The sequence below is a fragment of the Streptomyces prasinopilosus genome (genome assembly GCF_001419695.1).
Taxonomy (GTDB): domain Bacteria; phylum Actinomycetota; class Actinomycetes; order Streptomycetales; family Streptomycetaceae; genus Streptomyces; species Streptomyces prasinopilosus.
In genome coordinates this window covers 1-4,311 of the sequence record NZ_LIRG01000781.1, presented here as the reverse complement: position 1 = coordinate 4,311, position 4,311 = coordinate 1, and the positions used below count along the sequence as shown (strand labels likewise).

Genomic DNA, 4,311 nt, shown 5'->3' with positions numbered 1-4,311 from the left:
ACCCCTCCGGCTTCACCGGCCGTGAACTGCTGGACGACCACGTGATCCATGCCGACCTGGTGCTGACCGCGACCCGCGACCACCGTGCCCAGGTCATCTCCATGGGGCACTCGGCGGGCCTGCGCACCTTCACGCTGAAGGAGTTCACCCGCCTGGTGAACGCGATCGACCCGGCGACCCTGCCCCCGCTGGACGAGGGCCTGGTCATGCGCGCCCGCGCCCTGGTCCGCGCCGCCGCCGCGCTGCGCGGGTGGGGACGCCCGTGAGGGCGGTGACGACCGGGTCCAGGGCCTGGTGTATCTCGTCGCCGATGGAGCGGAAGAACGGCAGGGGCGCCCCGTACGGGTCGTAGACCTCGTCCGCCTCGGCGGTCGGCGCCAGCAGCCACCCGCGCAGCGCGGCGGCGGCGCGGACCAGGGCGCGGGCGCGCATGACCAGGCCCTCGTCCAGCGGGGGCAGGGTCGCCGGGTCGATCGCGTTCACCAGGCGGGTGAACTCCTTCAGCGTGAAGGTGCGCAGGCCCGCCGAGTGCCCCATGGAGATGACCTGGGCACGGTGGTCGCGGGTCGCGGTCAGCACCAGGTCGGCACGGATCACGTGGTCGTCCAGCAGTTCACGGCCGGTGAAGCCGGAGGGGTCCGCGCCGAAGTCGGCCAGCACGGTCTCCGCGTGGGACTCCATCGGCGCGCCCTCGTGGCCCCAGGTGCCCGCGCTCTCCACGATCAGCCCGCCGCCCAGGATGCCCAGCCGCTGACTCACGAAATGCCGGGTCAGCCGCTCGGTGATGGGCGAGCGGCAGACGTTTCCGGTGCTGACGTGGAGGATGCGGAAGGTGTCGCGCGGGAATCCGAAGGTGGTCGTCTCCTCCGCGCCGCGTTCCCCGTCGCCTATGCCGCGCCCCGACTCGGGGGCCGTCAATTCGCCACCTCGAGGTCGGGTACCACTTTGCGCAGCTCCTCCGGCGAGAGGGCGCCTTCGCGCAGCAGCACGGGCACGGGGCGCGTGACGTCGACGATCGACGAGGGGACGATGCCCGGGGTGGGCCCGCCGTCGAGGTAGACGGAGACGGAGTCGCCGAGCATCTCCTGTGCCGCGTCGCAGTTCTCCGGCGCGGGGTGGCCCGTCAGGTTGGCCGAGGAGACGGCCATCGGGCCGACCTCGGTGAGCAGCTCGATGGCGACCGGGTGCAGCGGCATCCGCACGGCGACGGTGCCGCGGGTGTCGCCGAGGTCCCACTGGAGGGACGGCTGGTGGCGGGCGACCAGGGTCAGCGCGCCCGGCCAGAACGCGTCGACCAGTTCCCAGGCCTGTTCGGAGAAGTCCGTGACGAGGCCGTGCAGGGTGTTCGGGGAGCCGATGAGCACGGGGGTGGGCATGTTGCGGCCGCGTCCCTTGGCCGCCAGGAGGTCGGCGACGGCCTCGCCGGTGAACGCGTCGGCGCCGATGCCGTAGACGGTGTCCGTCGGCAGCACCACGAGTTCGCCGCGCCGGACGGCGGACGCGGCTTCACGCAGACCGGTCGCGCGATCGGTCGCGTCGTTGGTGTCGTATCGCCGAGCCATCTGGCGGGCCTCCTCGTACACATGCGGCTGGGGTGGTTGAAGTCTGCCGGACGCTCACGGCACCGCCTTGCGGGCAGTGGCGAACCGGGGCCGGTTGTTCAGGTCGGGGTGGTCGGCGGCGTCGGTCCAGCCGCGGTCCTCGGCGAAGATCCACGGCACCTGGCCGCCCTGGGTGTCGGCGTGCTCGACGACGACCACGCCGCCGGGGCGCAGCAGGCGGTGCGCGGTGCGTTCCAGGCCCCGGATGAGGTGGAGGCCGTCCTCGCCGGAGAACAGGGCCAGCTCGGGGTCGTGGTCGCGTGCCTCGGGGGCGACGTACTCCCATTCGGTGAGCGGGATGTACGGCGGGTTGGAGATCACCAGGTCGACCTGGCCGTCGAGGTCCGGGAAGGCCGTCAGGGCGTCTCCCTGGCGCAGCTCGACGCGTGACCCCTCCATGTTCTTGCGGGTCCACACGAGGGCGTCCTCGGACAGCTCCACGGCGTACACGCGCGAGCGCGGCACCTCCTGCGCGAGGGCGAGCGCGATGGCGCCCGAGCCGGTGCACAGGTCGACGACGCACGGCTCGACGACGTCCATGGCCCGTACCGCGTCTATGGCCCAGCCGACGACCGACTCGGTCTCCGGGCGGGGCACGAACACCCCGGGTCCCACCTGGAGTTCGAGGTAGCGGAAGTAGGCGTGCCCGGTGATGTGCTGGAGCGGTTCGCGCGCCTCGCGGCGGGCGACGACCTCCCAGTAGCGGGCGTCGAAGTCGGCGTCCCGCACCGTGTGCAGGGCGCCGCGCTTGACGCCGTGCACGAACGCGGCGAGCTCCTCCGCGTCGGTGCGCGGCGAGGGCACGCCGGCGTCGGCGAGCCGCTGGGTGGCCTGGGCCACCTCCGCGAGCAGCACGCTGCGGGGGCTTGGGGGTCGCCCCCCACTATGTTGCTGCACGCTCATCCTCCGGGAGTTGTGGTGCGGCCGGTACGGCGGCCCGGTGCCCGGGCCCCGCGGGCCCGGGCCGGTGTCATGCCGCGGCGAGCTTGGCGGCCGAGTCGGCGTCGACGCAGGCCTGGATCAGCGCGTCCAGGTCGCCGTCCAGGACCTGGTCCAGGTTGTACGCCTTGAACCCGACGCGGTGGTCCGAGATGCGGTTCTCCGGGAAGTTGTAGGTGCGGATCTTCTCGGAGCGGTCGACGGTGCGGACCTGGCTGCGCCGGACGTCCGCGGCCTCCCTCTCCGCCTCCTCCTGCGCCGCCGCGAGCAGCCTGGAGCGCAGGATACGCATCGCCTGCTCCTTGTTCTGCAGCTGGCTCTTCTCGTTCTGGCAGGAGGCGACGACTCCGGTCGGGATGTGCGTGATGCGCACGGCGGAGTCGGTGGTGTTGACGGACTGCCCGCCGGGGCCGGAGGAACGGTAGACGTCGATCCGCAGGTCGTTCGGGTTGATCTCGACGTCGACCTCCTCCGCCTCGGGCGTCACCAGGACGCCCGCCGCGGAGGTGTGGATGCGGCCCTGCGACTCGGTGGCCGGCACCCGCTGCACGCGGTGCACCCCGCCCTCGTACTTCAGCCGGGCCCACACGCCCTGGCCGGGCTCGGTGGCGCCCTGGCCGCCCTTGGTCTTCACGGCGACCTGGACGTCCTTGTAGCCGCCCAGCTCGGACTCGGTGGCGTCGATGATCTCGGTCTTCCAGCCCACGCGCTCGGCGTACCGCAGGTACATGCGCAGCAGGTCGCCGGCGAACAGGGCGGACTCGTCGCCGCCCGCGCCCGCCTTGACCTCGAGGATGACGTCCTTGTCGTCGTTGGGGTCGCGCGGGACCAGCAGCAGGCGGAGCTTCTCGGTGAGCTCCTCGCGCTGCTTCTCCAGTTCCTTGAGTTCGGCGGCGAAGTCCGGGTCGTCGGCGGCCAGTTCGCGCGCGGTCTCGATGTCGTCCCCCGTCTGCCGGAAGGAGCGGTAGGTGGTGACGATCGGGGTGAGTTCCGCGTACCGCTTGTTCAGCCTGCGCGCGTTGGCCTGGTCGGCGTGGACCGACGGGTCGGCGAGCTTCGTCTCCAGGTCGGCGTGCTCGGTGACGAGTTCCTCGACGGCCTCGAACATCTTGGGCTCCTGCTCCTGCGGGGGAAGGGGGAAGGCGGGCGACCAAAAACGCCGGTCCCGGCGCGCGCCCCGACCCCTTGCGCGGGGAGGGGGGTCGCGGCCGTGGACCGGCGCCAGGGCTCGTCCGGCGGATCGGAGGAGATCCGCCGGGCAGGCCCCAGGGGCTCGCTACTTCTTGGAGCCGGCGGCCTTGCCGAAGCGGGCCTCGAAGCGGGCCACGCGGCCACCGGTGTCGAGGATCTTCTGCTTGCCCGTGTAGAACGGGTGGCACTCGGAGCAGACCTCGGCCCGGACGGTGCCGGACTCGATGGTGCTGCGGGTGGTGAACGACGCACCGCAGGTGCAGCTGACCTGCGTCTCGACGTACGCGGGGTGGATGTCGCGCTTCAAGGTGACTCCTAGGTTCGGGAGGGCGCCGGGTCGCAGCCGCGGGATGCGGGAGCGTGAACCGGAGCCGACGTACCAGTCTGCCAGGACTGGCGCCATCCCCCAAAACCGGGGGCCGCCCCCCTTTGTTCCCGGGGCGGTGGCGGCGGTTCTCCCGGGCGGCGGCGTCGGCTTCCTCCGGGGCGGCGGGATCGCGGGGAGCGGTTGCCGGGAGGGCGCTCAGGGGGCGCTGACGACGTCCTCGGCCCTGCCGGCGGCCGCGGGGCCCGCGGCGGC

General features: G+C 72.7%; 5 protein-coding genes and 1 pseudogene. 1 reads left to right on the top strand and 5 read right to left on the bottom strand.

Features of this window, described 5'->3' with window-relative positions; translation table 11 throughout:
* Positions 1–266 (top strand): annotated as a pseudogene (locus AOK18_RS26365) (protein-tyrosine-phosphatase); the annotation flags it as partial.
* Here AOK18_RS26365 and AOK18_RS26360 read toward each other — a convergent pair.
* The 5 genes from AOK18_RS26360 to rpmE form a co-directional block, all read right to left on the bottom strand.
* Positions 205–918 (bottom strand): arsenate reductase/protein-tyrosine-phosphatase family protein, encoded by a 714-nt coding sequence (locus AOK18_RS26360; protein ID WP_055695964.1) that lies wholly within the window; start codon positions 916–918, stop codon positions 205–207. The pseudogene AOK18_RS26365 and the gene AOK18_RS26360 sit on opposite strands and share 62 nt — an antisense overlap.
* Complete coding sequence (locus tag AOK18_RS26355; RefSeq protein ID WP_055572385.1) at positions 915–1,562, bottom strand: L-threonylcarbamoyladenylate synthase; 648 nt, start codon at positions 1,560–1,562, stop codon at positions 915–917. Before AOK18_RS26355 ends, AOK18_RS26360 begins: the two co-directional genes overlap by 4 nt.
* A 54-nt stretch (positions 1,563–1,616) precedes the next feature.
* Positions 1,617–2,504: a peptide chain release factor N(5)-glutamine methyltransferase gene (gene prmC, locus AOK18_RS26350; RefSeq protein WP_055572383.1), complete on the bottom strand. Its 888-nt coding sequence runs from the start codon at positions 2,502–2,504 to the stop codon at positions 1,617–1,619.
* A 67-nt stretch (positions 2,505–2,571) separates the two neighbouring features.
* The gene (prfA, locus tag AOK18_RS26345) at positions 2,572–3,648 is read right to left on the bottom strand and encodes a peptide chain release factor 1 (protein WP_055695963.1); all 1,077 of its coding nucleotides are present in this window, start codon (positions 3,646–3,648) and stop codon (positions 2,572–2,574) included.
* A gap of 168 nt (positions 3,649–3,816) precedes the next feature.
* On the bottom strand, positions 3,817–4,038 hold the full coding sequence (rpmE, locus tag AOK18_RS26340; protein WP_007499053.1) for a 50S ribosomal protein L31: 222 nt from the start codon (positions 4,036–4,038) through the stop codon (positions 3,817–3,819).
* Between the last annotated feature and the right edge of the window lie 273 nt (positions 4,039–4,311).